General features: G+C 73.3%; 23 protein-coding genes and 1 pseudogene. 13 read left to right on the forward strand and 11 right to left on the reverse strand.

The annotated features are described in order from the left end of the window. Positions 1-178: 178 nt before the first annotated feature. Positions 179-325 carry an SCO1431 family membrane protein gene (locus tag SCAB_RS46695; RefSeq protein WP_013005082.1) on the forward strand — a complete coding sequence of 49 codons (147 nt, stop codon included), beginning with the start codon at positions 179-181 and terminating at the stop codon, positions 323-325. 163 nt (positions 326-488) lie between these two features. Further along, positions 489-1,088, forward strand: coding sequence for a TetR/AcrR family transcriptional regulator (locus tag SCAB_RS36270; protein WP_037725783.1), 600 nt, complete (start codon positions 489-491; stop codon positions 1,086-1,088). 79 nt (positions 1,089-1,167) lie between these two features. Here SCAB_RS36270 and SCAB_RS36275 read toward each other — a convergent pair. Next, a pseudogene (locus SCAB_RS36275) lies at positions 1,168-2,414 on the reverse strand (glycoside hydrolase family 18 protein). 358 nt (positions 2,415-2,772) lie between these two features. On the opposite strand from SCAB_RS36275, the gene SCAB_RS36280 reads away from it, so the two are divergent. Further along, positions 2,773-3,945: an acyl-CoA dehydrogenase family protein gene (locus tag SCAB_RS36280; RefSeq protein WP_041670057.1), complete on the forward strand. Its 1,173-nt coding sequence runs from the start codon at positions 2,773-2,775 to the stop codon at positions 3,943-3,945. Positions 3,946-4,340: 395 nt separating this feature from the next. Here SCAB_RS36280 and SCAB_RS36285 read toward each other — a convergent pair whose 3' ends face one another. After that, the gene (locus SCAB_RS36285; RefSeq protein ID WP_013005087.1) at positions 4,341-4,784 is read right to left on the reverse strand and encodes a hypothetical protein; all 444 of its coding nucleotides are present in this window, start codon (positions 4,782-4,784) and stop codon (positions 4,341-4,343) included. Between the two features lie 269 nt (positions 4,785-5,053). Here SCAB_RS36285 and SCAB_RS36290 point away from each other — a divergent pair, with 269 nt between their 5' ends. From SCAB_RS36290 to fxsA, 4 genes are all read left to right on the forward strand, one after another. Continuing rightward, positions 5,054-5,494, forward strand: a complete 441-nt coding sequence (locus SCAB_RS36290; protein ID WP_005485572.1) for an Lrp/AsnC family transcriptional regulator — start codon at positions 5,054-5,056, stop codon at positions 5,492-5,494. Positions 5,495-5,569: 75 nt separating this feature from the next. Then, positions 5,570-7,174, forward strand: a complete 1,605-nt coding sequence (locus SCAB_RS36295) for an amidohydrolase (protein ID WP_013005088.1) — start codon at positions 5,570-5,572, stop codon at positions 7,172-7,174. A 615-nt stretch (positions 7,175-7,789) separates the two neighbouring features. Beyond that, positions 7,790-8,587, forward strand: coding sequence for a polyprenol monophosphomannose synthase (locus SCAB_RS36300; RefSeq protein ID WP_037725784.1), 798 nt, complete (start codon positions 7,790-7,792; stop codon positions 8,585-8,587). A 46-nt stretch (positions 8,588-8,633) separates the two neighbouring features. Next, a complete protein-coding gene (fxsA, locus tag SCAB_RS36305) occupies positions 8,634-9,209 on the forward strand; it encodes an FxsA family membrane protein (RefSeq protein ID WP_013005090.1) in 576 nt (191 codons plus the stop codon). A 218-nt stretch (positions 9,210-9,427) separates the two neighbouring features. Here fxsA and SCAB_RS36310 read toward each other — a convergent pair whose 3' ends face one another. From SCAB_RS36310 to yczE, 4 genes are all read right to left on the reverse strand, one after another. Next, a complete protein-coding gene (locus SCAB_RS36310; RefSeq protein ID WP_003977404.1) occupies positions 9,428-9,802 on the reverse strand; it encodes an RNA polymerase-binding protein RbpA in 375 nt (124 codons plus the stop codon). A gap of 266 nt (positions 9,803-10,068) precedes the next feature. Beyond that, a complete protein-coding gene (locus SCAB_RS36315; RefSeq protein WP_013005091.1) occupies positions 10,069-11,433 on the reverse strand; it encodes an MFS transporter in 1,365 nt (454 codons plus the stop codon). Positions 11,434-11,474: 41 nt separating this feature from the next. After that, positions 11,475-12,242, reverse strand: coding sequence for a glycerophosphodiester phosphodiesterase (locus SCAB_RS36320; protein WP_013005092.1), 768 nt, complete (start codon positions 12,240-12,242; stop codon positions 11,475-11,477). Beyond that, complete coding sequence (gene yczE / locus SCAB_RS36325) at positions 12,239-12,955, reverse strand: membrane protein YczE (protein ID WP_013005093.1); 717 nt, start codon at positions 12,953-12,955, stop codon at positions 12,239-12,241. The genes SCAB_RS36320 and yczE overlap by 4 nt, the downstream gene beginning before the upstream one ends. A gap of 98 nt (positions 12,956-13,053) precedes the next feature. On the opposite strand from yczE, the gene SCAB_RS36330 reads away from it, so the two are divergent. Further along, complete coding sequence (locus SCAB_RS36330; RefSeq protein ID WP_013005094.1) at positions 13,054-14,553, forward strand: SCO1417 family PLP biosynthesis transcription factor; 1,500 nt, start codon at positions 13,054-13,056, stop codon at positions 14,551-14,553. Positions 14,554-14,586: 33 nt separating this feature from the next. Here SCAB_RS36330 and SCAB_RS36335 read toward each other — a convergent pair whose 3' ends face one another. Together SCAB_RS36335 and SCAB_RS36340 are read right to left on the reverse strand one after the other, a co-directional pair. Then, positions 14,587-16,137: an ABC transporter ATP-binding protein gene (locus SCAB_RS36335; protein ID WP_013005095.1), complete on the reverse strand. Its 1,551-nt coding sequence runs from the start codon at positions 16,135-16,137 to the stop codon at positions 14,587-14,589. Between the two features lie 37 nt (positions 16,138-16,174). Continuing rightward, entirely contained in the window at positions 16,175-16,369 is a 195-nt protein-coding gene (locus SCAB_RS36340; protein WP_005485586.1) for a hypothetical protein, read from the reverse strand. A 272-nt stretch (positions 16,370-16,641) separates the two neighbouring features. Between SCAB_RS36340 and SCAB_RS36345 the strand changes: the two genes are divergently transcribed. From SCAB_RS36345 to SCAB_RS36365, 5 genes are all read left to right on the forward strand, one after another. Next, positions 16,642-17,034 carry an ankyrin repeat domain-containing protein gene (locus SCAB_RS36345; protein WP_037725740.1) on the forward strand — a complete coding sequence of 131 codons (393 nt, stop codon included), beginning with the start codon at positions 16,642-16,644 and terminating at the stop codon, positions 17,032-17,034. A 302-nt stretch (positions 17,035-17,336) separates the two neighbouring features. Further along, positions 17,337-18,755 (forward strand): HEAT repeat domain-containing protein, encoded by a 1,419-nt coding sequence (locus tag SCAB_RS36350; protein WP_013005097.1) that lies wholly within the window; start codon positions 17,337-17,339, stop codon positions 18,753-18,755. Between the two features lie 139 nt (positions 18,756-18,894). Next, entirely contained in the window at positions 18,895-20,025 is a 1,131-nt protein-coding gene (locus SCAB_RS36355) for a glycosyltransferase family 4 protein (protein WP_013005098.1), read from the forward strand. Continuing rightward, positions 20,022-21,179, forward strand: coding sequence for a glycosyltransferase (locus SCAB_RS36360; RefSeq protein ID WP_013005099.1), 1,158 nt, complete (start codon positions 20,022-20,024; stop codon positions 21,177-21,179). The genes SCAB_RS36355 and SCAB_RS36360 overlap by 4 nt, the downstream gene beginning before the upstream one ends. Beyond that, entirely contained in the window at positions 21,176-22,024 is an 849-nt protein-coding gene (locus SCAB_RS36365; protein ID WP_041670059.1) for an SGNH/GDSL hydrolase family protein, read from the forward strand. Before SCAB_RS36360 ends, SCAB_RS36365 begins: the two co-directional genes overlap by 4 nt. 19 nt (positions 22,025-22,043) lie before the next feature. On the opposite strand, the gene SCAB_RS36370 is transcribed toward SCAB_RS36365, so the two are convergent. The 3 genes from SCAB_RS36370 to SCAB_RS36380 are packed head-to-tail and all read right to left on the reverse strand — an operon-like array spanning position 22,044 to position 24,279. Next, complete coding sequence (locus tag SCAB_RS36370) at positions 22,044-22,916, reverse strand: 5-oxoprolinase subunit C family protein (RefSeq protein WP_013005101.1); 873 nt, start codon at positions 22,914-22,916, stop codon at positions 22,044-22,046. After that, a complete protein-coding gene (locus SCAB_RS36375; protein ID WP_013005102.1) occupies positions 22,913-23,524 on the reverse strand; it encodes a 5-oxoprolinase subunit B family protein in 612 nt (203 codons plus the stop codon). The genes SCAB_RS36370 and SCAB_RS36375 overlap by 4 nt, the downstream gene beginning before the upstream one ends. Then, the gene (locus tag SCAB_RS36380) at positions 23,521-24,279 is read right to left on the reverse strand and encodes a LamB/YcsF family protein (protein WP_037725744.1); all 759 of its coding nucleotides are present in this window, start codon (positions 24,277-24,279) and stop codon (positions 23,521-23,523) included. Before SCAB_RS36380 ends, SCAB_RS36375 begins: the two co-directional genes overlap by 4 nt. Between the last annotated feature and the right edge of the window lie 31 nt (positions 24,280-24,310).

Genomic DNA, 24,310 nt, shown 5'->3' on the forward strand with positions numbered 1-24,310 from the left:
GGACGACCGGGGGCCGCGCCGTTCGCGCGCTCACGCATGTGACCAAGGTCTCGGTCGCGAACCGCCCATCCGGTGGCAAGGTGGACACCACGGCGGGGGTGCACGGCCCTGCGGGCCGCAAGGCGTCCGCCGTCACCGATCGCCGCCACCGCACCGCCGAGCACACCAGAGAGCCGCCATGACCGCGACCTCCGTCACCGCCAACCGTGTCCAGACCGGCACGGGCGGCCCCCGGGACGACGCCCCGAAGACCGTCGAACACCTCATGGGCTGGACCCTGGTCGTGGTGGTCGCGATGCTGCTGACCCAGCTGGGTCTGCTGTGACCTGATCCCGCGGTCGATTCTGTCGATCTGAGTCGAACAAACGGTTGGAGAGGGTCTGCCATACTGCGGTTGTCCCGCTGGCAGTCGGAGACCAGGACCGGAATTGAAGAGTAGTGAGCAGCGTGGTGTCGAGGCGCCGCGGGCCCGCGGCACCGACCGTTCGATGGCGCGCCGCGCCGAACTCATCTCCATCGGGCGCAAGTTGTTCGCCGACACGTCGTACGACGCCTTGTCCATGGACGACATCGCGCGCCAGGCCCATGTGGCCAAGGGGCTGATCTACTACTACTTCAAGTCCAAGCGCGGCTACTACCTCGCGATCGTCGAGGACTCGGTCGCCGACCTGATCACGTTCGCGGCGAGCGGCCCCGAACTGCCGCCCGTGGACCGGGTGCACCGGACCATCGAGGTCTATCTGCGCTACGCGGAGGAGAACCAGGCGGCCTACCGCACGATCGTCAGCGGCGGCGTGGGCTTCGACGCCCAGGTGCACGCCATCCGGGACGGTGTCCGCGAGGCGATGGTCGCCACCATCGCCGAGGGCGCGTACGGCAGGAGCGACATCGAACCGGTGGCCCGCATGGGCCTGTTCGGCTGGGTGTGCGCGGTCGAGGGCGCCACGCTCGACTGGATCGCCCGCCCCGAGCTGCCCCGTGACACCATGCGCGATCTGCTGGTCAAGATGCTGGGCGGCTCGCTGCGTGCCATCGAGGAACTCGCCCCCGCCTACCGCACGCCCGAGCCCGCCCGGCGCCACGCCTGAACGCGTCCGGCCCCGCGGCCGGGCCCCCCGGGGCGGGCAGCCTGCAGACCGCCCCGCCCCGAGTCCCGTGTCACGAGGGCTACTTGATGGCCCTGATCAGCTCGCCGTCCGGGGTGTCGCCGCTCAGCTCCCAGAAGAAGGTGCCGCCGAGACCCTGGGCGTTCTTGTAGGCCATCTTCCCCTTGATGGTGCGCGGGGTGTCGTAACTCCACCAGTCGTCACCGCACTTGGCGTACGCGGTGCCGCCGACGACCCCGTTGGCCGGGCAGGTCTTCTTGAGCACCTTGTAGTCCTCGTAGCCCGCCTCGTACGTGCCCGCGGCCGGCCCGGTGGCGGTGCCGCCGGGCGCCGACCGGGTGACCCCGGTCCAGCCGCGGCCGTAGAAGCCGATGCCGAGCAGCAGCTTGGAGGACGGGATGCCGAGACTCTTCAGCTTCTTGATCGTGGCGGCGGTGTTGAAGGACCTGTCGGCGATGCCGGGGTAGGGGTACAGCGGTGAGTGGGGGGCGGTGGTCGTGTCCCACGAGCCGAAGTAGTCGTACGTCATCGGGTTGTACCAGTCGACGTACTTCGCGGCGCCCGCGTAGTCGGCCGCGTCGATCTTTCCGCCCTTCTTGGCGTCGGCCGTGATCGCCGCGGTGACCAGCTCCTTCTTGCCGAATCGTTTGCGCAGCGCCGCCATCACGTCCTCGAAGGCTTCCGGGCCGCTGGTGTCACAGGTGAGTCCGCAGGCGTTGGGATATTCCCAGTCGATGTCGATGCCGTCGAAGACGTCCTGCCACCGGGAGTTCTCGACCAGGTCGTAGCAGGAGTCCGCGAAGGCCGCCGGGTCCTTCGCCGCCTCACCGAAGCCGCCGGACCAGGTCCAGCCGCCGAAGGACCAGACGATCTTGAGGTTCGGGTGCAGCTTCTTCAGCTTGCGCAGCTGGTTGAAGCTGCCGCTCAGCGGCTGGTCCGCGCTGTCGGCGACGCCGTCCACGGACTCCTCGGCGCTGAAGGGCCGGTCGGCGTCCGCCCACGGGTCGCCGATCGCGCACTTGCCGTCGACGACGTTGCCGAAGGCGTAGTTGATGTGGGTGAGCTTCTTCGCCGAGCCGGACGTCTCGATGTTCTTGACGTAGTACTGGCGGCCGTAGATGCCCCAGTCGATGAAGTAGCCGACGACCTTCGAATGGGGCGCGCCGGGGCCTGGGCCCGCGGTCCGGGCTGCGCGGGCGTGGCGGTCGCGGTGCCCGCTCCGGCGAGGAGTCCGGCGCCGAGCGCGGCGCAACACGTGGCGGCGAGCAGCGTCCTGACGGGGAAACGGGGGCTGTGCGGTCTGAGCATCGTGACTCCGGGGGAGGGGAGCGTGACGGGGAAGGTGCTGCCTGGACCTGCGGGGGCGGCGGGCGGGATCGTGACGGCCGCGCCGGCTGGGGAGACCGTAGAGGACTAGACCACTGGGGTCAATGGTTCGGACCAATTCCGCCCGGGCCGCGGTGCGCCGCCGAATGTGTCCGAATGAACGCTCGTTAACCGGTGACTCGCTGCTCCGGATCGGGCATACTCCAAGCGCCACCGCCGCTGATCAGCGGCTTCCGTGATCCGGAGGAGGACCATCGGCTGTGGCACGTGAGACCCGGTGGCCCCACGACATCCCCCGTGCGTGTCCACCGCAGTGCCCGACAGGGAGGAGAGCGTCGCCATGCCCGACCGCGCCCCGCAGCCGGTGGATCGGCAATTGCCCACGGAGGAGGCCCGGGACCTGATCTCGCTCGTCCGCGAGATCGCACAGCGGGAGATCGCCCCGCGCGCGGCCGAGGAGGAGGACGCGAGCCGGTTCCCGCGCGAACTCTTCGGCCTGCTCTCGGAGTCGGGGCTGCTCGGCCTGCCGTACGACTCGGAGCACGGCGGCGGCGACCAGCCGTACGAGGTCTATCTCCAGGTCCTGGAGGAGCTCGCCGCGGCCCGCCTCACCGTGGGGCTCGGCGTGAGCGTCCACACGCTCGCCTGCCACGCCCTCGCCAACTACGGCACCAAGGAGCAGCAGGTCGAGCATCTGCCGGCGATGCTCGGCGGCGGCCTGCTCGGCGCGTACTGCCTCTCCGAGCCCGCCTCGGGCTCCGACGCCGCGTCCCTGCGGACGAAGGCCGTGCGGGAGGGCGACGAGTGGGTGATCACCGGCACCAAGTCCTGGATCACGCACGGCGGAGTCGCCGACTTCTACACGGTCATGGCCCGCACGGGCGGCGAGGGTTCGCGGGGCATCACCGCGTTCCTGGTGCCCGGCGACGCCGAGGGGCTGAGCGCCGCCGCGCCGGAGAAGAAGATGGGCATGAAGGGCTCGCCCACCGCGCAGCTGAACTTCGACGGCGTGCGCGTCGGTGACGCCCGGCGTCTCGGCGAGGAGGGCCAGGGCTTCGCCATCGCCCTGTCCGCGCTCGACTCCGGACGGCTCGGCATCGCCGCCTGCGCGGTCGGCGTGGCCCAGGCGGCACTGGACGAGGCGGTCGCCTACGCCACCGGGCGGCAGCAGTTCGGGCGGCCGATCTCCGACTTCCAGGGACTGCGCTTCATGCTCGCGGACATGGCGACGCAGACCGAGGCGGGCCGGGCGCTCTACCTCTCCGCGGCCCGGCTGCGCGACGCGGGCCGTCCGTTCTCCAAGCAGGCGGCCATGGCGAAGCTGCTGTGCACGGACGCCGCGATGAGGGTCACCACGGACGCCGTGCAGATCCTCGGCGGCTACGGCTACACCGCGGACTTTCCCGCCGAGCGGTACATGCGCGAGGCGAAGGTGCTCCAGATCGTGGAGGGCACCAACCAGATCCAGCGCATGGTCATCGCCCGCCACCTCGCGGGGCCCGAGTCACGCTGAAGGAGCCGCGGAAGAAGTCGGGCGCCCCGAAGGGGTCCACGAGGGTGCGGAACCTGTCGAGGCCGCCCGGCGGTGTCGCCAGCCGCACCCACTCCGGATCGTGACGCCCCGGCAGGGTGCGGCCTCCTTCGGCCCAAGTCCGCAGCAGGGCCCGGTAGATGGGCGGGTCCTGCGGCTGGGCCGGCCCCTGCGGAAGCGATTCTGCCGAAGCAGGCACGTAGATGTGACGCCGTTGCCCGGTCACCGGGAAAGGTGGGGTCATACCGTGCCAACGCGCGGGCGTGCCGGCTGGTCACCCTTCCGGAAAATCGTCTCTGCGTTCGCGGCCGCACCGTACGGGGCAGGACGAGCCTGCCCGTCGGGCGCGCGCTTCGAGGGCCGGACCGGCCCCGGGGTCAGGCCGCTCGGCGCTGACCGGACTCCTGATGCCGCATCACCGGCATGCGCATCGGGCGCGAGCCCGGACCGCCGACGTGCGAGAAGGGCTGTGTCCGCCAGTCGAGACCCTGAGGGAGCGTCAGCAGCAGGGCGGTCTCCTGCGCCTGCGGCGCGAAGGACTCGTCCGCGGGCCGGGCCTCGCCGGCCGAACGGCCCGTACCGGCGCAGACCGTGAGCCCGAACGGGTTCCACGGCGACACGACCAGCGCGTGCTCGGGCAGGCGGTCCTCGTCGGACAGCAGGGCGATGGGCTGAGCGCAGTCCGGGCACAGCACCCGGTACATCTCGAAGGTGTCGTACGCGTCGAACTCGTCGTCCGGTTCGACGCCCTCCGGCTCGAGATCGACGACCGCCTGGAGCCGCTTGGGTGCGGTACGACCAGGGCGCTTGGGATTCTGCATGGGATTCTCCCCCTAGGGCTGGGCCGTGAAGGCGCTGCGGCCTCCGACCACAGCAAGCATTTCCCTCCCGCTCCCGCCGGTAATCACGAGATCATCACAGAGCCTGTTCGAGTGCTGTGGTCTTCGTCACATGCCGGTCGCAGATGCCCGACACGCCGCGACTGTCACCCGTACGGCTCATGTGCGGCCCCGCGTCACATCACGAACCGGGCATGACCTGCGCCGCTCAGGTACCGAATGAGATCGGCGGCCCTGTAGGTTCTTGCGCCATGGAGGAGCTGGACCGACAGATCGTGCAGCTGCTCGTCGCGGACGGGCGGATGAGCTACACCGACCTGGGCAAGGCCACGGGCCTGTCCACGTCGGCGGTGCATCAGCGTGTGCGCCGACTGGAGCAGCGTGGCGTCATCCGGGGCTATGCCGCGGTCGTCGACCCGGAGGCCGTCGGGCTGCCGCTGACCGCGTTCATCTCGGTCAAACCCTTCGACCCCAGCGCCCCCGACGACATCGCCGAACGCCTCGCGGGCGTCCCGGAGATCGAGGCATGCCACAGCGTCGCCGGCGACGAGAACTACATCCTCAAGGTCCGGGTGGCGACCCCGCACGAGCTGGAGGAACTCCTCGCCCGGCTGCGCTCCCTGGCAGGGGTCTCCACCCGCACGACGGTCGTCCTGTCGACGCCGTACGAGGCCAGACCGCCGCGGATCTGACGGCCGCGGTCGTCGAACCCGGCGCCGACACGGCCCTGGTGCGGCGCGGCGGCCGGCACGCGCGAGACTGTCCTCATGAGTGATCGCACCGCCCCGTCGAAGACCGTCCTGCTCCGCGGCGGAGAAGTCCACAGCCCCGCCGATCCGTTCGCCACCGCGATGGTCGTGGAGCACGGCCAGGTCGCCTGGGTCGGCTCCGAGGGCGCCGCCGACGCCTTCGGCGCCGACGTCGACGAGGTGATCGACCTCGAAGGCGCCCTGGTCACCCCGGCGTTCACCGACGCCCATGTGCACACCACCGCGACCGGCCTCGCGCTCACCGGCCTCGATCTCTCCGCCGCCCCCACCCTGGACGCCGCCCTCGTTCTCGTCCGGGAATTCGCGGCCGCCCGTCCGGCCGACCGGGTCCTGCTGGGCCACGGCTGGGACGCCGCCCGCTGGCCCGGCGGCCGCCCGCCGACCCGCGCCGAGCTCGACGAGGCCACCGGCGGCCGACCGCTCTACCTGAGCCGGATCGACGTCCACTCGGCCGTCGTCAGCTCCGCCCTGCTCGACCTGGTGCCGGGTGCCGGAGCCTTCGAGGACGGCCCCCTCACCCGGGACGCCCACCACGCCGTGCGCGCCACCGCGCTGGGCGCCGTCACCCCCGCACAGCGCACCGAGGCGCAGCGGGCCGCCCTCGCCCACGCCGCCTCGCTCGGCATCGGCTCGGTCCACGAGTGCGCGGGCCCCGAGATCTCCTCCGAGGACGACTTCACGGGACTTCTCCGGCTCGCCGCCGAGGAGTCCGGTCCGCGCGTCGTCGGCTACTGGGCGGAGCGCGACGTCGACAAGGCGCGCGCCCTCCGCGCCGTCGGCGCCGCGGGCGACCTCTTCGTCGACGGGGCCCTCGGCTCGCACACCGCGTGCCTGCACGAGCCGTACGCCGACGCCCCGCACACCGGCACGGCGTACCTGGACGCGGCGGCCGTCGCCGCCCATGTGGTCGCCTGCACCGAGGCGGGCCTCCAGGCGGGCTTCCACGCCATCGGGGACGCCGCGGTGGCCTCGGTCGTCGAGGGGGTGCGCGCGGCCGCGGAGAAGGTCGGCCTGGCCCGGGTGAGGGCCGCCCGGCATCGCGTCGAGCACGTCGAGATGCTCACCCCCGAGAGTGTCGCCGCCTTCGCCGAACTCGGCCTCACCGCCTCCGTCCAGCCCGCCTTCGACGCGCTGTGGGGCGGTGCCGAGGGCATGTACGCCGAGCGGCTCGGCCCGGAGCGGGCCCGCACCCTCAACCCGTTCGCGGCCCTGCTGCGCGCCGGCGTGCCGCTGGCCTTCGGCTCCGACAGCCCGGTCACCCCCCTCGATCCGTGGGGCACGGTCCGCGCGGCGGCCTTCCACCGCACGCCGGAGCACCGGGTGTCGGTGCGCGCGGCGTTCACGGCGCACACGCGGGGCGGCTGGCGGGCGGTCGGACGGGACGACGCGGGCGTCCTCGTGCCGGGCGCGCCCGCGGACTACGCGGTGTGGCGGACCGGTGAACTCGTCGTCCAGGCCCCCGACGACCGCGTCGCCCGCTGGTCCACCGACCCCCGCTCCGGCACCCCCGGCCTGCCGGACCTCAGCCCCGGCCGCGACCTGCCGGTCTGTCTGCGGACCGTGGTGGCCGGACGCACGGTGTTCGTACGGCCGGGCGAGTGATCTCCCGGGACGGCACCGGACCGGACCGGGCGGTACGGCGCGCCGCACGACCTGCGGCTCCTGCCCCGCGACCAGGCACGGGAGGACGACTGCGCAGGTCAGGAAGCGGTTGACAGCCTGCCGCAGAAGACGGGTAGGTTCTGCCGGGTCCACCACCGCACGTCCGGCCGGGGAACCTTCCGCGCGGTCGTCGGGGCGCCGCTGGGTCAGGGTTGGTGTGCCGCACCGGCGCACCGCCACCGGCAGCCAGGCCCAGGCTTCGCGCTCCGGCGAGGGAACGTTCCGGCCAGGTCGGACAGGTGCGACCCGGGTGGGGCCCGGACGCTCAGTAGACAACGGCTTTCGGTCTCGCAGCCAGCGGGCCCCAGGTCGGCCCGAAGGGCGTCGGGCCCCCATCCGCAGTCGACGTCCCGGTACCGCGGCCGTACTCCGTCGTGGTCTGTACTCCGTCGCGCGGGGGCGGCACAGTGGTGCCGAGGGGGCGCGGGACTACGCAGAGCGCGCTCCCGCACACCCCCTGTCGAATCGAGGCCCCTGTGGACACGGCCGACACTCCCGTGCAGGCCGTGGCCACTATGGTGGTCCTCTGCGCACGGAGGAACTGAAGGGGCAGTGGTGAACGACGGCGACGGGACGATCGCGGCGGAAGGCCAGGAGAGGCGGTTCGGCCCGCTCGGCACGGTCTTGGTGATCATTCCGACCTACAACGAGGCGGAGAACATCAAGGCGATCGTCGCCCGGGTACGCAAGGCCGTTCCCGAGGCGCACGTCCTGGTGGCCGACGACAACAGCCCCGACGGCACCGGCAAGCTCGCCGACGAACTGGCCGCCGAGGACGACCAGGTGCAGGTGCTGCACCGCAAGGGCAAGGAAGGGCTGGGCGCCGCCTACCTCGCGGGCTTCCGCTGGGGCATGGAGCACGGCTACGGCGTCCTCGTCGAGATGGACGCCGACGGCTCCCACCGGCCCGAGGAACTGCCCCGCCTGCTGACCGCGCTCAAGGGCGCCGACCTCGTCCTCGGCTCCCGCTGGGTCCCGGGCGGGCGCGTGGTGAACTGGCCCAAGTCGCGCGAGTACATCTCCCGCGGCGGGAGCCTCTACTCCCGCGTCCTGCTCGACGTGCCGGTCCGCGACGTGACCGGCGGCTACCGGGCCTTCCGCCGCGAGACCCTGGAAGGGCTCGGCCTCGACGAGGTCGCCTCCCAGGGCTACTGCTTCCAGGTCGACCTCGCGCGCCGCACGATCAGGGCCGGCTACCACGTCGTCGAGGTGCCCATCACCTTCGTCGAGCGCGAACACGGCGACTCCAAGATGAGCCGCGACATCTTCGTCGAGGCGCTGTGGAGGGTCACGGCGTGGGGCGTGGGGGAGCGGGTCGGCAAGGTACTGGGCCGGGACGACAAGAAGACCTGATCATCCCCTTATCCCGTGCTGAGCAGCTGCCAGGCACACTGGGAGCATGACGACTGGCGTTCCGTCCTCGACGCACCCCGCCCGGCCCCGGCGTTCCCGGCTGCGCACGTTTCTGCCGTTGGGCGTCGCCGCCTGGCTGGTGCTGGAGATCTGGCTGCTCACGGTGGTCGCGGGCGCGGCCGGCGGTTTCACGGTGTTCCTGCTTCTCGTCGCCGGCTTCGTCGCGGGTTCCGCGGTGGTCAAGCGGGCCGGCAGGCGGGCGTTCCGGGCCCTGTCGGAGACGCTGCAACAGCAGCAGGGGGGTGCGGGCGCGACCGCTGCGGGCGCCGGGCGGAGCGAGGGCAACGGGTTCCTGATGCTCGGAGGTCTGCTGCTGATGCTGCCCGGCCTGGTGTCCGACGCGGCGGGGCTGGTGCTGCTGATTCCGCCGGTGCAGAGGGCGCTCGGGCGCTACACGGAGCGGACGTTCGAGCGGAAGCTGCGCGAGGCGAGTACCGGGGGGTTCGGTGACGCGTTCCAGCAGGCGCGGATGCGGCGGCCCGACGGGAAGGTCGTGCAGGGCGAGGTGATCCGGGACGACGCGCCGCCGTCCGCCGGGCCCTGTCCGCCGCTGAACCGCTGAGGGGTCCCGTCCTCAAGGGGCTGCGCCCCGGCTTTTCTCGGGCCCGCAGGGCCTGTCTTCAGGGGCGCGGGGGACCGCGCGAGAAGCCCACCGGGCCCGCACCCGACAGCGCGCCGCAGACGGACCCGGCGCACAGCGAAGACCGCGGGCGCCGTACACGTTCGTACGGCGCCCACGGTCTTCGGTTGCGCTGTGTGTCCGCCCGGCCCCCGGAGGGGCTACGCGGACTTGCGGCTGTCTCGCGGATGTACCGCGATGTTCATAGCGCCGGAGCGGAGAACCGCAAGGCGCTCTTCGAGGACCTCTTCGAGTTCCTCACGGGTGCGCCGCTCCATCAGCATGTCCCAATGCGTACGCGCGGGCTTGGCCTTCTTTTCCTCAGGGCCGTCGCCGTCCACGAGGAGTGCCTGGGCCCCGCAGACCTTGCACTCCCACTCCGGCGGAATCTCCGCCTCGACCGAGAAGGGCATCTCGAAGCGGTGCCCCTTCTCGCATGCGTACTCCACGGCCTGGCGCGGGGCCAGGTCGATGCCGCGGTCCGTCTCGTAGCTGGTCACCACGAGGCGCGTGCCGCGAAGAGCTCGCTCACTCATGAATCGTGCCTCCCGGGCTTGTCGCCCACAGGACAGGTGTCGCTGTCGTCGTCATCCGGTCAACGTCCGGTCGGCGGTAAAGATTCCCGTCCCGTGTCCCGTTTCGGGTCGTGCGTCGCCGTCGTAGCCGCCCTTGTTGTACCCACCCGCGCCCGGTTTGTCACATCTGACAGTAGATGTCACCCAGCGTTTCGGCATCTTTGACGCGCAGTAACGGTACGCCTGGCAGGCCAAACGCGTACACTACAGCCCTTTCGCGTCCGGCGCTAAATCCTGTCCGGAACGGGGTTGCCCGCGTCGCTGATCGCCCGGCGTACCGGAACCCTTGCCAGCAGGGCGAATCCGAGAACGAAGAAGGCGACGAGCGAGATGATCGCGTCCCGGTAACTTCCGGTCAGCTGGTACGTCACACCGAACAGCAACGGGCCCAGCCAGCTCATGCCACGGTCGCTCATCTCGTACGCGGAGAAGTACTCGGCCTCCTTGCCCCGCGGGACGAGGTGGGAGAAGAGCGAGCGGGAGAGGGCCTGGCTGCCGCCGAGGACCAGACCGATGCCCGAGGCGAGGACGAAGAACCAGACGGGGGCGCCCGCCGGGAGGAAGTAGCCGGCGCCGAGGATCAGCGTCCAGGCGACCAGGGAGCCGAGGATCGTCCGCTTGGCACCGTAGCGGCGGGAGAGCAGGCCCATGCCGAGGGCGCCGCCCACCGCCAGGATCTGCACCAGCAGCACCGCCACGATGAGCGTGGACTGCTCCAGGCCGAGTTCCTCGGAGCCGTACACCGAGGCCTGGGAGATCACCGTCTGGATGCCGTCGTTGTAGACGAGATAGGCGAGGAGGAAGCCGAGGGTCAGCGGGTGGCGGCGCATGTCGCGGACGGTCGCCGCGAGTTGGCGCAGACCGGGGGCGGTCCTCTCCTCCGCGCCCCCGGCGCCGCCCGCCGGGCCGCGGCGGTCGCGCAGACGGCTCAGCGGGATCAGGGTGAAGGCGCCCCACCACAGGCCCGCCGAGGCCAGACAGATACGCACGGCCATGCCCTCGGAGACGCCGAAGGAGTCATGGGCGGTGAAGAGGACCAGGTTTCCGACGAGGACCAGCGAACCGGCCGCGTAGCCGAACGCCCAGCCCCGCGAGGAGACCGCGTCGCGTTCCTCGGGAGGCGCGATCTGCGGGAGATAGGAGTTGTAGAGCATCATCGCCACGGACTGCGCCGCGTTCGCGATGATCAGCAGGACCCCGCCGAGGAGGTAGCGCTCGCCGTCCAGGAAGAACATCCCGGCGGTCGCGCCCGCGCCGACGTAGGCGGCCGCGCCCAGAAGGGGCTTCTTGCGGCCCGTGCGGTCGGCGGCGGCACCCACCAGCGGCATGATCACGACGGCCAGGATCACCGACAGCGACACCGAGTACGCGAAGAAGGAGCCGGCGCGCACCGGTATGCCCAGGGGATGGACATAACCGTCCGCGTCGGCGGCGGACTTGGCGACCTCGGTCAGATAGGGGCCGAGGAACACGGTCAGGACGCTGGTCGAATAGACGGAGCAGGCCCAGTCGTAGAAGTACCAGCCGCGTTGTTCGCGCCGTCTGTCCGCGGCCTCGTCGGCCGAGTCCGTCCGCACGGTGTCGGTGCCCACCCGTGCCCCTCGCTTCCCCGTGAACGGGCCGCGTGCGGGCGTCAGACCCAGGTCCCCCGGTCCTCAAGCACCTTGCGCAGCGTGTCGATGTGATCGGTCATGATGCCATCGACGCCCAGGTCCAGGAGCCCGTGCATACGTTGCGGTTCGTTCACGGTCCAGACATGGACCTGGAGCCCGCGCGCGTGGGCGGCGCGCACGAACCGGTGGTCGACCACGGGCACCCCCGCCTGCGCCTCGGGTACCTGCGCGGCGACCGCCGTGCGGCGCAGGGCGGCGGGCACTCCCCAGGACCGCAGCCGCAGACCCAGGACGCCGCCGGTCCCGTACGAGGTGGCCAGGCGCGGTCCGGCGAGGCGCTGGGCGCGTGCGACCCGGGCCTCGGAGAAGGAGCCGACGCAGACGCGGTCGAAGGACCCGGTGCGGGCGATCAGGTTGAGGAGCGGGTGGAGCGCGGACTCCGCCTTGAGGTCCACGTTCCAGCGGACCTCGGGGAACTCTTCGAGGAGGTCCTCGAAGAGGGGGACCGGCTCGACACCCGCCACGCGCGCCTGCCGTATCTCCTTCCACGGCAGGTCCATTATCCGGCCCGCACCGTCGGTCACCCGGTCCAGGGTCGCGTCGTGGAAGGCGACCAGCTTGCCGTCGAGGGTGGCGTGGACGTCGGTCTCGATGTAGCGGTAACCCGACTTCACCGCCTGCCGGAACTGCGCCGCGGTGTTCTCCAGACCGTCCGCCGCCCCGCCCCGGTGGGCGAAGGCGATCGGTCCGGGATGGTCGAGGTAGGGGTGGCGTACGCGGTCGGTCACCCGGGCAGTATGGCTCGCTTCGAAGGCCCGGTGGCAACGACCGTGCTGCCGGATTCCGAGGGGACGGCGAACAGGCGCAGGAACAGCTGGGCCAGCGGGCCGATGGAGACGGCGTAGAGGGCGGTGCCCACCCCGACCGTGCCGCCGAGGGCGAAGCCGGTCGCCAGCACCGCGATCTCCACGGCCGTCCGCATCAGCCGGACCGAGCGTCCCGTACGGCGGTGCAGTCCGGTCATCAGGCCGTCGCGCGGGCCCGGTCCGAAGCGCGCCGCGATGTAGAGGCCGGTCGCCACGCCGTTCAGCACGATCCCCGCGACGAGCAGGGGGATCCGTACGGCCATGGTGTGGGCCTCGGGCACCAGGGCCAGGGTGGCGTCCATGGCGATGCCGACCACGAAGACGTTGGAGACCGTGCCGAGGCCCGGACGCTGGCGCAGCGGGATCCACAGGAGGAGCACCAGCGCGCCCACGACGATCGACACCACGCCGATGGTCAGGCCGGTCAGCTCCGCCAGACCCTGGTGCAGGACGTTCCACGGTTCCAGGCCGAGGCCGGCCTCCACCAGGAGGGCGGAGCTGGCGCCGTACAGGGCGAGTCCGGTGTAGAGCTGGGTCAGCCGTCGGCCGAGGCGGCGGGGCGGCGGACGGTGCCCCTGCGGGGTGCCCGGGTCCGGCTGGGACGCGTGCGGATGCTCGTGCGGTGCGGCGGACAAGGCTTCCCCCTGGTGGTGCCGGTGGCCTGACGCATGACACTCTGTGGCTTGGAGAGTCAAGCCATCCATGGCCAATTCGGGGAAGGTGGACTGGAATCATGGCGCAGTGGACCTCGGCGGTCGGAGCGGCCCAGCTCGCACGGCTGCTCACCTCGCAGCAGGAACGCCCCGCCGGCCCCGGCACCCGGCGCCCGCCCGCCTACCGGGCGCTGGCCGACGGGATCCGGCTGCTGGTGCTGGAGGGGCGCGTGCCGGTGGCCGCCCGGCTGCCCGCCGAACGGGAGCTGGCGCTGGCCCTCTCCGTCAGCCGTACGACCGTCGCGGCCGCCTACGAGGCACTGCGCACCGAGGGGTTCCTGGAGTCCCGGCGGGGAGCGGGCAGCTGGACGGCCGTGCCGGCCGGGAAGCCGCTGCCCGCGCGCGGGCTGGAACCGCTGCCGCCGGAGGCGCTCGGTTCCATGATCGACCTGGGCTGCGCGGCTCTGCCCGCCCCCGAGCCCTGGCTCACCCGGGCCGTCCAGGGCGCGCTGGAGGAGCTGCCGCCCTACGCCCACACGCACGGCGACTACCCGGCCGGACTGCCCGCGCTGCGTTCCATGCTCGCCGAGCGCTACACCGCGCGCGGCATCCCCACGATGCCCGAGCAGATCATGGTGACGACCGGGGCCATGGGCGCCATGGACGCCATCTGTCACCTCTTCGCGGGGCGCGGGGAGCGGATCGCGGTGGAGTCCCCCTCGTACGCCAACATCCTGCAGCTCATGCGGGAGGCGGGGGCGCGGCTGGTGCCGGTGGCCATGGCCGACGGGCTCGCGGGGTGGGACATGGACCGGTGGCGGCAGGTCCTGCGGGACGCGGCGCCCCGGCTCGCCTACGTCGTCGCCGACTTCCACAACCCGACCGGGGCGCTCGCCGGAGAGGACCGGCGGCGGGGACTCGTCGACGCGGCGCGGGGTGCCGGGACGGTGCTGGTGGCGGACGAGACGATGAGCGAACTGTGGCTCGACGACGACGTGGAGATGCCCCGGCCCGTCTGCGCGTTCGACCCGGCGGGGTCCACGGTCATCACGGTCGGGTCGGCGAGCAAGGCGTTCTGGGCGGGGATGCGGATCGGGTGGGTGCGCGCCGCGCCGGACGTCATCCGGAGTCTGGTCGCGGCGCGGGCGTACGCGGACCTGGGGACGCCGGTGCTGGAGCAGCTGGCCGTGAACTGGCTGATGAGCACGGGAGGTTGGTCGCAGGCCGTGGACATCCGGCGGGAGCAGGCGCGGGAGAACCGGGACGCGCTGGTGGCCGCCGTGCGCCGGGAGCTGCCGGACTGGGAGTTCTCGGAGCCGCGGGGCGGGCTGACCCTGTGGGTCCGTACCGGGGGCCTGTCGGGATCACGGCTCGCGGAGGTGGGCGAGCGGGTCGGGGTGCGGGTGCCGTCCGGGCCCCGGTTCGGCGTGGACGGGGCCTTCGAGGGGTACGTGCGGCTGCCGTTCACCGTGGGGGGAGCGGTGGCCGACGAGGCGGCCGTCCGGCTCGCCGCGGCGGCGCGGCTGGTGCGGGACGGCGCCTCGGGCGGGGGCGAGGGGCCGCGGACGTTCGTGGCCTGAGGGGCCTGAGGGGCCGGTTGGGTCTGCTGGGCCTCAGGCCTCGGCCACCGCGGCCTTCGTGAGGGAGTCCGCCGGGGTGGTGCACGCCGGGAGCAGGTCGAGGATCGTCCGGCGAAGCGCTTCGGGGGCGTCCTCGTCGTGGGGGTCGGGGGTGGCGGGCACCTGGAGACGGAGGGCGGGGGCGGTGCCGAGGCGGACGTAGCCGCGGCCCGGGGGGACGTCCGGGGTGGGCGTGGTCGGGGGCGCCGTGCCGAGAACCGACTCCGTCTGCTCGGGGGTGGCGGGGCCGAGGACCACGCGCGCGCGGGTGTTCCCGCGTACCGCGTCCGTCAGCGCGTCCAGGTGGTCGAACTGCTCGGTGATCACGACGGTGACGTCGACCGCGCGGCCGTGGCGGAGCGGGACCTGGAGGAGCGACTGCGGGTCGCGCCGGTCCTCGGCCGCGGCGAGGTGGGTCAGCACACTCGGGCGGTCGAGGAGGAGCCACAGGGGACGGCGGACGTCGTCGGGCGCGGGCTGTCCCGCCTGCCGGGCACGGTTCGTGGCGATCAGCCGGCGTTCGGTCTCCTGGGCGGCCCACTCCAGGCTCGCCAGGGCTCCGGACAGTCCGCTCTCCACGGCGAGGACGCCGTCGCGGCCGGTGAGCCAGGCGTACTCGCCGCTGCCGCCGCCCTCGACGATCACGACGTCGCCGTGCTGCAGGGCCTGGAGGGCGACGGCGCGCAGCAGGGTCGTCGTGCCGCTGCCCGGTCCGCCCACGGCCAGCAGGTGCGGCTCCGTGGAACCCGGCCCTGTGCGCCAGACGACCGGTGGCACGTCGCGCTGCTCCTCACCGCAGGTCAGGGGGAGGGTGCGCTGGACGTGGACGGCGTCGGTGAAGCCGAGGACCGTCTCGCCCGGGGCGGTGACGAAGCGCTGGGCGCCGATGTCGCGGGCGAGCGGGGGCAGGACGGCGAGGTTGAGTTCGTTGCCCTCCTCGTCCCAGGTGAAGCGGTACTCACGGCCGCGGCCCGCCTTGGCGTGCAGTAGCTGTTCGATGCGGGCGCGGGCCTCCGGCTCGCCGTCGGTGAAGTAGGCGGGGTACCGGACCAGCAGATGGCAGACGCGGCCGGTGCCGTCGAAGGCGTAGGCGGGGAAGGCGTCCTCCCAGGCACCCCCGTGCGTGTAGAGGGGCGCGGGGTCCTCGGCGGCCGAGAAGTAGGGGACCAGGGCGTCGTACAGCGACCGCAGGCGCTGGGTCTGCGACTCGTCCGGGCCGGTGGGTTCCGGGACGGCGCCGGCCCGGCCCGCCCAGGCTGCCGCCGCCATCAGGGTGATGACGGCGAGCAGCGGGCCGTACGGCACCAGGGTCACGACCAGGACGACCGAGGCCGCCAGGAACAGCAGTGACCCGCGGCGGTCCTTCGGGGTCTCGGCCCATCTGAGCCGCCCGGCGGCGACCAGCCGGCGCAGTCCACGCGTGATCGTGATCAGCGGGTGGAGGACGTCGGTGGCGCCGTCGGCGGCCGTGCGGGCCAGCTCCCGGCTCCTGGCGAGGTGCGCGCCGCCGCTGCTGAGGATGCGGGGGAGGGGGACCCGGGCCACGGCTGTCTCCTGGGGGTGCGTACGGATGGGGACGGGGTCAGAACTTGATCCCGCCGAGGAGGCTCGCGAGGCTTTCGCCGCCCGCTGTGATGCTCGGGGCGATGCCCGTGCTGGCGAGGTAGAACCCGAAGAGGGTGACGACGATGCAGTGCGATGCCTTCAGGCCGTCCTTGCGGAAGAACAGGAAGACGATGACGCCGAGCAGGACGACGCCTGAGATGTTCAGGATCATGTGGGTTCTCCTGGTTGGTGGGGACAGTCACCATGAGTTCTTCCAGGGTCACAGCATGTATCCATACGATAAAAGGTGCAAAAGGGTGAAATTCTGAGGATTTCGCCCGAGTGGCGGAATTCGCACTGGTCCGTCCGGGCTGGGCTGTTGCGCGTGACGGGACTCGGTGTGATCTTTGCCTCGGCTCGGTCCGCTCGTGTGCGCGGGGAGCCAGTACTCTGGCGATTCACCCGTTCGGCTCGAGGCGTGTTGTGTGAGAGGTGGTCCCGGCGATGAGCGAAGCCCCCGACCCGGAGGTCGTGGAGCTGGCGACCAGGATCTTCGATCTGGCCCGCAGGGGCGAGACCGGGGCGCTCGTGGAGTACGTCGACGCGGGGGTGCCGGCCGATCTGACCAATGACCGGGGCGACTCGCTCGTGATGCTCGCCGCCTACCACGGGCACGCCGACGCGGTACGGGCTCTCCTGGCCCGCGGCGGTCGGGCCGACCGCGTCAACGACCGCGGTCAGACCCCCCTCGCCGGGGCTGTTTTCAAGGGCGAGGAGGGAGTCGTCCGGGTGCTTCTGGAGGGCGGGGCGGACCCTGCCGCCGGCACGCCGAACGCGATTGACACCGCACGTATGTTCGGTAAGACGGAACTGCTCGAACTGTTCGCAGCACGCTGATCCACATGTTCTGACCAGCAAAAACACGAAAGACGGGGGAGGCGGTACGGGGCCGCCGGATATTTCGGTCGCGGCAGTGAGAACCGCCGGGTCATCATGACGTCGTGATTCACGGACATGATGGCTGGGCAGGTGTTGCCGCACCGCGTGGGCCGTGACGCGGTCCGCATGGGCCACCGACGAGAGGCAGAGGAAGATGGTCTACAGCAAGCAAGAGACGGCGGGCGCACCGACGTGTTGTCACGCGGCCAGGTAAAGCGGAATCCCCGGTTGCGTCGACGCTTGATGTGAGGCTGTTTCCCATGTTCGAACCGGTCATAGCGCCCAGCGGTACGCTGCTCGGCCTGCTGCAGCGGGGCCGCGGCGACGGCACCCTGCACGCGCTCACCGCCCCGCGGGCCGAGGCGCTCGCGGCACTGAACCACTGTGTGCTGAGCGACCCCCGCCACGACTGGCAGGTGGAGAACCGCTCCCTGTACTACGCCCGTCTCTACCTCGATCTCAGCGGTGAGCTGGACGAGATCGAGCGGCACCTCTTCGACGCCGAGGACGTGCTCGACACCGACGAGTCACGCACCGGCCTGGCCCTCGCGGTCCTCGGCCACCTCGCCTCCTACGGCAGGCGGGACGCGCTGCGGCTGTTGCGCCGGTACGCCGCCGTGGGCACCAGCTGGGCCTGGGCCCTGGACGAACTGGCCCTCAGGGACGACGACGAAGGGCTGCGCGCCCTCGCCGAACCAGTGCTGGCCCGCTTCACCACCGACCCGCAGGGCGAGGCCGAACTGGCCGCCACCGTCCGCGACGCCTTCGAGCCGCGCCCCTGGCGGCTGTGGGCCGACGATCCCCGCGAGGCGGTCGCCACCCGCGTGCGCGCCGCCCAGGAGACCGGCTGTTTCGACCGCTGGCAGCGGCAGATGCGGCCGAGCGGGCCCCGGCCCGGCTGGAGCGTCAAGGCCGTCTTCGAGTGGGCCCAGCAGGGCATCGAACGCGGGGCCGTCCTCCATGTGCCCGCCGCCCGGTGCCTCACGGCCGTCGCCGGCCCCGAGGACCGGCCCGAGATCATCCTCGCGGCCCGGTCCGGCGACGACGGCGCCCGCTGTACCGCCCTGCGCTACCTCGCCGACGGCAACGATCCCGACGCCCTCGACCTGATCGAGGGCGCCGTGACCGACGGGACGACGACGGTCGTGGAGGCCGCCGTCGACGCCTTCGAACGGATGCGCAGTCTGGCCGCCGTCGACCGGGCCCGCGGCTGGGTGCACCGGCCCGACCCGCTGGGCGCCGCCGCCGGACGCATGCTCGCCTGCCTGGGCGGGGCCAAGGACAGCGACCTGGTGCTCGGCGCGCTGCGCGAGGCCGTCCGGGGCGAAGGGCCCGACGCGCCCACCCTGTGGACCCTCGTCGACGGCACCGGCCGCCTCGGCATCGCCTGCGCCGCGCCCGTCCTGCGCCATATCTACCGTGAGACCGCCTCCTCCCATCTCCGCGGCCGCGCCGCCCGCGCCCTCGCCGCCACCGACCCCTCCTTCGCGGCCGGGTTCGCCGTCGAATGCCTCTGGGACTGCGAGGAGACCACCCGCGAGATCGCCGCCCGGCACGCCGAGACCGGGGACACCCGCGTCGTCGACCAGCTCCGCCGGCTCGCCGCCGACCCGGCCGAGGAGGACGACGTCCAGACAGCCGTACGCAGTCGCATCGGTCCTGACATGCCCGCAATGTGAACACGGGGTGACCCGGACATCAGGCGGGCATGGACACGGTCCGACCAGGACAGGTGGGCAGCGCAACGCTCATGGGACGTTCCCCGCGCGGAAAGATCCACGTTGACGCGGCCACGTCCGGTACGACGACAACACCGGTATGCGTGTCGTCATCGTGACCGAGTCCTTTCCCCCCGATGTGAACGGCGTGGCCCACTGCGCCCTGCAGACCGCGCGGCATCTCGTCGCGCGGGGGCACTCCCCGCTCGTCGTGGCCCCGGCCACCGCCCAGGGGACCGGGGCCGGAGCCGACCTCCTGGCACCGTGCCCCGTCGTCCGTGTCCCTTCCCTCCCGCTCCCGGGCTACCCCCAGGTCCGCGTCGCCCTGCCCAGCCGCAGGGTCGCCGCGGCGATCGTCGGGCACCGGGCCGACATCGTCCACCTGGCCAGCCCCTTCGTCCTCGGCGTGCGGGGCATGGCCGCCGCCGCCCGCCTCGGTGTCCCCGCCGTCGCGATCTACCAGACCGACCTCGCCGGATACGCCCGCACCTACGTCCACGCCGGTGAGGCGGCGGCCTGGCGGCGCATCCGCGCCGTGCACGCCGCCGCCGACCGCACCCTCGCCCCGTCCACCGCGGCCCTGCGCGACCTCCGGACGCACGGCGTGCCCCGGGTCAGCCTGTGGCCGCGCGGGGTGGACACCGTCCGGTTCCGCCCCCAGCTGCGCGACCAGGCCCTGCGCCGCGCCCTGGCGCCGGGCGGCGAGCCGATCGTCGGCTACGTCGGCCGCCTCGCCCCCGAGAAGCAGATCGAACTGCTCGCCGGAGTGTGCGCCCGGGGCGACGTGAAGGTCGTGATCGTGGGCGACGGGCCCAGCGAACCGGCCCTGCGCGCGGCCCTGCCCGGAGCCGTCTTCCTCGGCCGCCGCACCGGCGACGAACTCGCCCGGATCTTCGCCTCGCTGGACGTCTTCGTCCACACCGGCCCCTACGAGACCTTCTGCCAGACCGTGCAGGAGGCCATGGCCTCCGGAGTCCCCGTGGTGGCACCGGCCGCCGGCGGCCCGCTGGACCTCGTCGACCACGGGCGCACCGGACTCCTGGTCCCGCCCCGCGACCCGGCCGCCGTACGCGACGCGGTGCTGTCCCTGGCCGCCGATCCGGAGCTGCGGGCACGGTACGGGGCCGCCGGGCGGGCCATGGTCGAGGGGCGCACCTGGGCGGCCGTCGGCGACCGGCTCATCGAGCACTACACCGATGTGCTCGCGACCCGGACGGCGGTGGCCGCGTGAGCGGGGACCGCACCGGCGGGCTGCGGATCGTACGGCTCGCCAACTTCGTCGCGCCCTCCTCGGGCGGCCTGCGCACCGCGCTGCGGGAACTGGGCAAGGGATACGAGGCCGCCGGGCACGAGGCCGTCCTCGTCGTGCCCGGCGAGCGGTACACCGATGCCGCGACCGAGCAGGGACGGGTGATCACCCTGCCCGGGCCGCTGCTGCCCGGGACCGGCGGCTACCGCGTCCTCCTGGACCGGCGGCGGGTCGCGGGCCTGCTGGAGTCGCTGGCGCCCGACCGGCTGGAGGTCTCCGACCGGACCACCCTGCGCTGGACCGGGGCGTGGGCCCGGCGGGCCAGGGTGCGCGCGGTGATGGTCTCGCACGAGAGTGCCGACGGCGTGCTGCGGACCTGGGGCCTGTCCGGGCGGACGGCCCGCCGGGCCTCCGACGCCCTCAACGTCCGCACGGCCCACACCTACGCGCAGGTGGTGTGCACCACCGAATTCGCCGAACGGGAGTTCGTACGGATCGGGGCCCGGAACGTCGTCCGGGCACCCCTGGGCGTCGACCTCGTGGACCGGCACCCCGCCCTGCGGGACCCCTCGCTGCGCGGGCGGTACGCGCGCGAGGACGACCTGCTGCTCGTGATGTGCTCCCGGCTGTCCGTCGAGAAGCGGCCCGGCACGGCCGTCGACGCCCTGGAGGCGCTGCTCCGGCGCGGACGGCGGGCCGTGCTGGTCGTCGCCGGCGACGGGCCGCTGCGCGACCGGCTCCGCCAGCGCGCGAAGGGGCTGCCGGTGACCTTCCTCGGGCACGTCGGCGACCGCGCCGAACTGGGTGCCCTCCAGGCGAGCGCCGACGTGGCCCTGGCCCCCGGCCCCGCCGAGACCTTCGGGCTGGCCGCGCTGGAGGCGATGGCCTGCGGCACGCCCGTGGTGGCCAGCGCGTCCTCCGCGCTGCCCGAGGTGATCGGCTCCGCGGGGGCGGCGGCGGACCGCGGCGAGTCGTTCGCCGACGCCGTCGAGGAACTGCTCGACCGGCCCGAGGGCGACCGCAGGGCTGCGGCACGCGCGCGGGCCGAGTGCTTCGGCTGGCGGGCCGCGGTGGACGCGTTCCTCGCCGCGCACGACGCCACCGCCCTGCGCCCGGTGCAGGAGGGCGTCGGATGACTGCCCGACGGTTCGTGGCCCTCGGCGACTCTCTCACCGAGGGCGTGGGCGACCCCGTGGCGGGCGGCCGGCGGGGCTGGGCCGCGCTGCTCGCCGACGGGCTCGGCCCCGGGACGCGGTTCACCAACCTGGCCGTCAGCGGCTCCCAGACCCGCGACGTACGCGACCGGCAACTGGCCGCCGCGCTCGCCCTCCGCCCGGACATCGCCTCCGTCGTCGTCGGCGTCAACGACACCCTGCGCTGCGCCTTCGACATCCACGCCGTCGCCGCCCGCCTCGACGAGATCTACCGGGCCTTCCGGGAGCGGGAAACGGTGCTGCTCACCGCGTGCCTGCCCGACCCCGGGACGATGCTCGGCCTGCCCCGGGCGCTCGCCAGGCCCCTCGCCCGGCGGCAACGGACCGTCAACACCGTCGTCCACGCGCTGTCGGCACGGCACGGGGCGGTCCACCTGCACGCCTCGGAGGGCGCCTGGCTGACGGACCGCGCGATGTGGAGCGCGGACCGGCTGCACCCCGGCGAGCGGGAGCACCGGCAGTTCGCCCTGCGCTTCCACGCCCTGCTGGCGGAAGCCGGGATCGCGACCGGTCCCGCCCCCGCCGCCGAGCCCGGCCTCCCGGCGCCCACCCACGCCGCCGGTCTGCGGTGGCTGGCCACGGCGGGGACGGCCTGGGTGGCCCGGCGCTGCACCGACCTCCTGCCGCAGCTCCTCGCCCTGGCCGCCGCCGAGGTGCGGCACGAGGCCCGGGGCACCAGCTCCCGCCTGGACCTGTCGGCCTCCCATGCGGTGGCGGCGGCCCTGGCCGCGCTGACCGTCCCCGACCAGCGGCCGGAGGTCGCCTGAGCGGGTCCCGGCGGACCGGTCAACGGTGGTGCCGTACGGCGACGAACCGCACCGGGGTGCCGGGCGCGGCCTGGGCGGCGGCGGGCAGGTCCGCCGGGGCGACCACCGCGATCACCGGGTAGCCCCCGGTGGTCGGGTGGTCGGCGAGGAAGACGACCGGACGGCCGTCCGGCGGCACCTGCACCGCGCCCAGCACCATGCCCTCGCTGGGCAGTTCGCCCTCCCGGAGGCGCTCCAGGGCGGGCCCCTCCGTCCGCAGCCCGATGCGGTTGCTCGCCGACGAGACGGCGTAGGCGCGCCCGGTGAGGGTGCGCAGGGCCGCGTCCGTGAACCAGTCCTCGCGCGGGCCCAGGGTCACGCGCAGCACGAGTTCGCGGGGCGGCGCCGGGTGCGGAACGACGTCCACGTGCGCGTACGGGCCGGCCCGGTGGCCCAGCGGCAGTACCGTGCCGTCCGTCAGCGGCGGCGGACCGAGGCCCGACAGCAGGTCCGTGGAGCGGCTGCCGAGGACCGGCTCCACGCGCACACCGCCGGAGACGGCGAGATAGCTGCGTACGCCGCTGCGGGCCCTGCCGATGTCGAGAAGCGCCCCGCCGGGCACCCGTACCGGCGCTCCCCACGGGGCCGGACGGCCGTCCAGCGTGACCGGGCAGGGGGCTCCCGTGACGGCCATCACGACCGCCGAGCGGGGGCGCACGCAGCAGCCGTCGAGCGTGGTCTCCAGGACGGCGGTACCCGGGGGATTGCCCACCAGCCGCCCGGCCAGCTCGGCCGCCGGCGCGTCGAGCGCCCCCGAGCGCGGTACGCCGAGGTGCGCCAGGCCGGGGCGGCCCCGGTCCTGGACGGTCGTCAGCGCGCCCGCCCGGACCACCACGAGGGCGTCGTCCGTCACGGTGCCCCCTCGGGTGTGAAGCGCACCCGGGTGCCCGGCGCCAGCAGGGCGGCCGGTACGCGCGCGGTGTCCCACAGCACCGCGTCGGTCGTCCCGATCAGCTGCCAGCCGCCGGGGGAGGCGCGCGGGTACACGCCGGTGTACGGCCCGGCCAGCGCGACCGACCCCGCCGGGACCGCCGTGCGAGGAGTGGCCCGGCGCGGGACCTCGCGGGGGAGCCCGGTGAGATAGCCGAAGCCGGGGGCGAAGCCGCAGAAGGCCACGCGGTACTCGGCCGCCGCGTGGACGCGGGCCACCTCGGCGACGTCGACCCCCCAGTGGGCGGCGACGTCCGGCAGGTCGGGGCCGTCGTACCGCACCCGGATCTCGACGACGTCCTCCGTACGCGGGGGGACGGGCGGAATGTCCCAGGAGGCGAGGCGTCCGGCCAGCAGGGACGGGTCGTCGAGGCCGTCCAGCAGGACCGTACGGGCGGCCGGGACGATCTCCGCCGCCGACAGGTCGCCGGACGCGCGGCGGCGCAGCAGCTCGGCGTGGAGCGCGGCCGCCTCCTCGCCCGTGCCCACCTCGATCAGCAGGGCACGGTCCCCGACCGGGAGCGCCCTCATACGAACGCCTCCACCCGCACACCGGCCGCCGTCAGCTCGGCCCGCACCCGCCGGGCCAGGTCCACCGCGCCCGGTGTGTCGCCGTGCAGGCACAGGGAGCGGGCCCGGACGGCGATGCGCGCCCCGGAGTGCGCGGTGACCGTGCCGTCGCCGGCGATGCTCACGGAGCGGGCCACCACCGCGTCGGCGTCCGCGATCACGGCGCCCTCCCGGCCGCGCGGCACCAGGGTGCCCAGGTCGGTGTAGGCGCGGTCCGCGAACGCCTCGGTGACGGCGGGCAGCCCCGCCGCCTCGGCCAGCGCGAGGAGACGCGAGCCGGGCAGACCGAGGACGGGCAGCGTGGCGTCGGCGAGGAGCACCCCGTCGACCACCGCCGCCGCCTGCTCCTCGTCGCCCACGACCCGGTTGTAGAGCGCGCCGTGCGGCTTCACGTACGACACGCGCGTGCCCGCCGCGCGGGCGAAGACCTCCAGGGCGCCGATCTGGTAGGCGACCTCGGCCGCCAGTTCGGCGGGCGGCACGTCCATCGCGCGCCGCCCGAAGCCCGCCAGGTCCCGGTACGAGACCTGGGCCCCGACCCGTACGCCGCGCTCGGCCGCCAGCGCGCAGACCCGCCGCATGGTGGCCGCGTCCCCGGCGTGGAAACCGCAGGCCACATTGGCGCTGGTGACGACGGACAGCAGCCGCTCGTCGTCGGTCAGCGTCCAGCGGCCGAAGCCCTCGCCGAGGTCGGCGTTGAGGTCGATGGAGCTCATGGATGCCATTCTCCTGCTTGTTCGTCAGAGG

Origin of the sequence: Streptomyces scabiei 87.22, from assembly GCF_000091305.1 — a bacterium.
Lineage (GTDB): Bacteria > Actinomycetota > Actinomycetes > Streptomycetales > Streptomycetaceae > Streptomyces > Streptomyces scabiei.

Coding starts and splice junctions, on each gene's coding strand:
- SCAB_RS36350 (WP_013005097.1), top strand. CDS start 17,337: ATGTTCGAACCGGTCATAGCGCCCAGCGGTACGCTGCTCGGCCTGCTG.
- SCAB_RS36295 (WP_013005088.1), top strand. CDS start 5,570: ATGAGTGATCGCACCGCCCCGTCGAAGACCGTCCTGCTCCGCGGCGGA.
- SCAB_RS36365 (WP_041670059.1), top strand. CDS start 21,176: ATGACTGCCCGACGGTTCGTGGCCCTCGGCGACTCTCTCACCGAGGGC.
- SCAB_RS36340 (WP_005485586.1), bottom strand. CDS start 16,369: ATGATCCTGAACATCTCAGGCGTCGTCCTGCTCGGCGTCATCGTCTTC.
- SCAB_RS36310 (WP_003977404.1), bottom strand. CDS start 9,802: ATGAGTGAGCGAGCTCTTCGCGGCACGCGCCTCGTGGTGACCAGCTAC.
- SCAB_RS36285 (WP_013005087.1), bottom strand. CDS start 4,784: ATGCAGAATCCCAAGCGCCCTGGTCGTACCGCACCCAAGCGGCTCCAG.
- SCAB_RS36270 (WP_037725783.1), top strand. CDS start 489: ATGGCGCGCCGCGCCGAACTCATCTCCATCGGGCGCAAGTTGTTCGCC.
- SCAB_RS36380 (WP_037725744.1), bottom strand. CDS start 24,279: ATGAGCTCCATCGACCTCAACGCCGACCTCGGCGAGGGCTTCGGCCGC.
- SCAB_RS36345 (WP_037725740.1), top strand. CDS start 16,642: ATGAGCGAAGCCCCCGACCCGGAGGTCGTGGAGCTGGCGACCAGGATC.
- fxsA (WP_013005090.1), top strand. CDS start 8,634: ATGACGACTGGCGTTCCGTCCTCGACGCACCCCGCCCGGCCCCGGCGT.
- SCAB_RS36280 (WP_041670057.1), top strand. CDS start 2,773: ATGCCCGACCGCGCCCCGCAGCCGGTGGATCGGCAATTGCCCACGGAG.
- SCAB_RS36290 (WP_005485572.1), top strand. CDS start 5,054: ATGGAGGAGCTGGACCGACAGATCGTGCAGCTGCTCGTCGCGGACGGG.
- SCAB_RS36375 (WP_013005102.1), bottom strand. CDS start 23,524: ATGAGGGCGCTCCCGGTCGGGGACCGTGCCCTGCTGATCGAGGTGGGC.
- SCAB_RS46695 (WP_013005082.1), top strand. CDS start 179: ATGACCGCGACCTCCGTCACCGCCAACCGTGTCCAGACCGGCACGGGC.
- SCAB_RS36330 (WP_013005094.1), top strand. CDS start 13,054: ATGGCGCAGTGGACCTCGGCGGTCGGAGCGGCCCAGCTCGCACGGCTG.
- SCAB_RS36355 (WP_013005098.1), top strand. CDS start 18,895: ATGCGTGTCGTCATCGTGACCGAGTCCTTTCCCCCCGATGTGAACGGC.